A 4112-nucleotide genomic window follows, 5' to 3' on the forward strand; every position below is an offset into this window, starting at 1 on the left:
GATTTGATTCCTTTTTCTTCAAGAAACAAAAACAGACTTTTCATTCCCCCCTTGACTCCGGCCTTGACCTCAATCGGCAGAATCTCATGGCCTCTCTGGATTACATAGTCAATCTCAGCATTGCTCGCCCGAGCTTCACGATGCCAGTAAAATAGCTGAGGACGAATACCCGGGTCATGATAAGCCATCAATTCCAATCCAACAAAAAGTTCGGCCAGATTTCCCTTGCTAATGAGTTCAATCGATTCTTTCAGCACATGCAAAGAAAGATCAAGACCCAAGAGGCGTTGATGAATGCCCATATCAAACAGAATGATCTTGAATTTTTCCGGATTGGTTTGAGCTCCCAGAGGAATTCCACCGGCTGAGGTATGTGTGACGCGATAGGCGAGTCCGGCATTGACGAGCAGTTCAAGCGCCACTTTGTAACTGTGGCTCGCTTCTCCTTGGGCAACTTTGGAATATTGAAACTTGCCACCCGCTTGCTGTGCGGCAGAGCGAAATACTTCCATCAAACGCGTCACCGGCGATCTTTTTTTGTATTTGGAAAAATCATCCTGAAGCGTGGTTACAATTCCGTTGATTATTTTTTGACAGGAAAGAAGGTCGTTGCCTTCGACGAGGTTCTTGATCACGGCAGGCATTCCGCCCAGCACCTGATAGAATCGGAATTTTTCCAACAGTTCATAATGCAAAATGGCATCCAGTGGTTTATCAGGACCCGCATTTTGTATCAGCTGGTCGAGCTCTTCACGACCGGTGGCCCATAAAAATTCCCGAAATGAAAGTGGGTAGAGAAAGAGGTTGGAAATTCTTCCCACGCCAAAGGAGGGAATCTCGGACAGAGCAAACTCCAGCATCGAACCGGCCGCAACAACGTGAAGATGGGGCATCTCTTCGTGGTAGAAACGCAGAGCACGGATTGCATTGGGACAGGCTTGAATCTCATCAAAAAAAAGGAGACTTTTGCCGGGCATGAGAGAGACCCCCGAATAGGCAGTCAATTTTTGATTGATCTCAGAGGGACTCAGAGACCCTTCAAAAAAAGAGACAAGCCTCGGATCCTTTTCGAAATTGATCTCTAGGAAGGTCCCAAATGAACGCCCAAGTTTGCGGACCGAATAGGTCTTTCCGACCTGCCTAGCCCCTCGGAGAAGCAATACCCTTCTCTCTTGCGATTCTCGCCAAGCTTCAAGGTGTTTATCTATTTGTCTTATCACAGTTTTTTAATATATTTGTCAATAAATCAAGGCAATAATACATAGATTTTATAAAATAATCAAGGTATTAAAAGAACGTAAATTTCCTTCATTTCAGCCTGTCCCCAAATGTTTTTGAAAAATCCATGAGCTTTTCCAGATGGTTTTCTATTTCCTGAAGGGCCATCTGCTGACGTTTGGCGGGACCAATAAATGTTTGCATCAAAAACCTGAAAATCGCATTCGTTTCGGAATATTCCAGTTCGTGAGCGAATTCGTAGGCATCTTTCAGTGTTTTCGTTTCGTCGAGAGCTTTCTCAACGGAGAATTGAAGGGCACGTTCCGCCTGCGTTATTACTTCCGGATCCGCCATGGAAGAAAGTTTTTCCTGAGGAAGTTTGCTACAAACGTTTTCCAGCCAGCGGATGTGTCCATTTTCATCATTGGCCAACCCTTGCCAGAAATTCACCACGTCGGGCAATGTTTGAAATTTCTCCGTTAACCCGATGTAGTAATCCCGCATGATTTTTTCAGCCTGAATGGCCAGATCAAAAAGTTCTTTCACTGTCTTGTCGGTTTTCATCATCTTATATTTCCTTTCCGGTAAATGCGTTCACCGTGACTCACGGGTTCGTACCACTCTCTCATTTCTTTTGGAAGAGATTCCGATTTTCCAATCATCAAATAACCGCCGCGCTGAAGAGCGCGATACAATTTCTCAAGTATCACGGCCTGCAGTTCTTTTGAAAAATAGATCAAAACATTGCGGCAAAGGATGAGATTCATATTTCCCAGCGAAGGCTGGGTCACCAAATTGTGGGCCATGAATTTAGTGATGAGGCGAACGGAATCATCAATTGTAAAAATTCCGTTTGATTGTTGAAAATATTTATGAAGAAGTGCCGGCCCGATCTCCCTCAGATCTTGTTCTGTATAACGCCCCTCCATGGCCTGCATAAGGGTGCCATGGTCCACATCCGTTCCGTAAATTTGGGGGCGAAAATTGTCGATTTCTTTTCCAAGGGCTTCTTTAAGAAGGATGGCCACGGTATAAACCTCTTGTCCCATGGAGATTCCCGCACACCAGATGCGAATTTTTTTCAGGTGGCGCTCTTCTTTGCCGCGAATAATCTCCGGTAGAACATTTTTTCGGAGACAATCCCAAGCCTTCGGGTCCCTGAAAAAATGGGAGACATGAATAAAAAGAGTGTCAAACAGTTTTATATATTCTTCCGGATCCTGATCCAATATTTTAATGTAATCATTATAAGATTGAGTCTGGCGGGCACGAAGTCTCGCCCCCAAGCGGCGTTCCAAATGGGCGGTACGATACAGGGTAAAATCAACACCCCGTTCCCGATGAATCTTGTTGAGTAGTTCAAGAAGATCTTTGTTCATTGTTGTCAGTCGTCAGTTTTTTTCTTATAAATTCGTTCTGTGCTGTCCCATACTTCGAAACGTTTGTTCGTCCCTCCCCACAGAGATTCCGATTTTCCGATCACCAGATAGCCGTCCTTTCGAAGAGAACGATGAAAATTTTCCAGCACCTTGACCTGTAATTCGCGTGTGAAATAGATGAGAACGTTTCGGCAGATGATCAGACTCATATCTTTAAGGGGAGGGTCGGTGATCATATTGTGCGTGCGGAATTGAGCCGAAATCCGGATGGAATCACTGATGGCAAAAGATTTTCCAGTCGGTAAAAAATATTTTGAAAGCAAAAGTGGGTCCATATTTTTGAGACTTTCCTGTCCATACTCTCCCAACGCAGCTTTCTTCAAAGACCCTTTGTCAATATCGGTCCCATGAATTTCGACACGGAAGTCGTCAGTCGTCAGTCGTGAGTCTTCAGTTTTCCTGACGACTGACGACTGACGACTCACGACTTCTCCCAAAAGTTCATGAAAAAGAATTGAGAGAGAATAAACTTCTTCGCCTCCGCTACAGCCGGCACTCCAGACGCGGATGGCAGAACTTCCTTCATTCTTCCTGTCCTGAATAATCTCCGGCAAGAGACGGTTTTTGAGGACTTCCCAAACGGGCGGGTCCCGGAAAAATTCCGTTACGTTAATGGTTGTTGCATCGAGCAGACGTTCGTATTCTTCAGGACTCCTATTCAAAAGGCCCATATATTCGAGGTAATTGTTGATTCGATTCACTCGCAGGCGGGTCTCGATACGTCGTTTGAGACAGGTTGGACGATACTGCGTGAAATCAAGCCCTCGTTCTTCACGAATTTTTCGGAGGAGAAGCTGAAAAACACGGTCTTCTTGATCACCCATTGAATAACCTTTCTTAAACGGGTGAGTACCATACTTCTCTACCCGCGTCAGGCCAAAAAATCTTTCCGAAAATTTCCCCACTTTCTGGTTTGCAATTTTAGGCCGACATGGCATTAAACGGTTCACTTTATGAAAATACGAAAAAAAGCCTACCCCCCTTCTTTCTCGCAAAACACCATGATCAAAGTGATGACACCGCTGGACGCAAACCATTATGGTTACGTGCATGGCGGGGCAATCATGCGCAACATTGACGAGGCGGCTTTTATTTCGGCCACGCGTCATGCACGGCGCAACACCGTCACGGCCGCCATTGACAATCTGAGCTTTGAGAAATCGGTCCTGCTCGGAGATATTCTGATTTTAAAATCGTCCGTGAATTACGTGGGCAAAACATCGATGGAAGTGGGAGTGCATATTGATGCGGAAGATCCGGTCAGCGGAGAAACCCGTTTTATCGGCAGGGCTTTTGTAACCATGGTTGCGTTGGATGACATGGGAAAACCAACCAAGGTTCCCGGTTTAATTCTTGAAACAAAAATCGACAAAGAACGTTTTAAAAGGGCCGAAGAGCGAAGGGCTTTTCGGCTGAAACTGCGTAATAAAAATTAATATCGTGACCGGTTGAAAA

At 45.2% G+C, this 4112-nt stretch carries 5 protein-coding genes; 1 reads left to right on the forward strand and 4 read right to left on the reverse strand.

The annotated features are described in order from the left end of the window. The 4 genes from HY877_07765 to HY877_07780 form a co-directional block, all read right to left on the reverse strand. The coding region (locus tag HY877_07765) for an AAA family ATPase (protein ID MBI5300168.1) at positions 1-1160 on the reverse strand (1160 nt) is incomplete at its 3' end. Between the two features lie 148 nt (positions 1161-1308). Continuing rightward, the gene (locus tag HY877_07770) at positions 1309-1785 is read right to left on the reverse strand and encodes a hypothetical protein (GenBank protein MBI5300169.1); all 477 of its coding nucleotides are present in this window, start codon (positions 1783-1785) and stop codon (positions 1309-1311) included. Continuing rightward, entirely contained in the window at positions 1782-2597 is an 816-nt protein-coding gene (locus tag HY877_07775; protein ID MBI5300170.1) for a protein-glutamate O-methyltransferase CheR, read from the reverse strand. Before HY877_07775 ends, HY877_07770 begins: the two co-directional genes overlap by 4 nt. A 5-nt stretch (positions 2598-2602) precedes the next feature. After that, positions 2603-3481 carry a protein-glutamate O-methyltransferase CheR gene (locus HY877_07780; protein MBI5300171.1) on the reverse strand — a complete coding sequence of 293 codons (879 nt, stop codon included), beginning with the start codon at positions 3479-3481 and terminating at the stop codon, positions 2603-2605. Positions 3482-3610: 129 nt separating this feature from the next. Here HY877_07780 and HY877_07785 point away from each other — a divergent pair, with 129 nt between their 5' ends. Further along, positions 3611-4093: an acyl-CoA thioesterase gene (locus HY877_07785; GenBank protein ID MBI5300172.1), complete on the forward strand. Its 483-nt coding sequence runs from the start codon at positions 3611-3613 to the stop codon at positions 4091-4093. The last annotated feature ends 19 nt before the right edge of the window (positions 4094-4112 follow it).

It is taken from the genome of Deltaproteobacteria bacterium (assembly GCA_016213065.1).
In the GTDB taxonomy this organism is placed as follows: Bacteria; UBA10199; UBA10199; order SPLOWO2-01-44-7; family SPLOWO2-01-44-7; genus JACRBV01.

What these genes read in the sequence shown, in the direction of transcription:
- HY877_07770 (MBI5300169.1), bottom strand. Translation starts at nt 1,785, where the DNA reads ATGATGAAAACCGACAAGACAGTGAAAGAACTTTTTGATCTGGCCATT.
- HY877_07775 (MBI5300170.1), bottom strand. Translation starts at nt 2,597, where the DNA reads ATGAACAAAGATCTTCTTGAACTACTCAACAAGATTCATCGGGAACGG.
- HY877_07780 (MBI5300171.1), bottom strand. Translation starts at nt 3,481, where the DNA reads ATGGGTGATCAAGAAGACCGTGTTTTTCAGCTTCTCCTCCGAAAAATT.
- HY877_07785 (MBI5300172.1), top strand. Translation starts at nt 3,611, where the DNA reads ATGAAAATACGAAAAAAAGCCTACCCCCCTTCTTTCTCGCAAAACACC.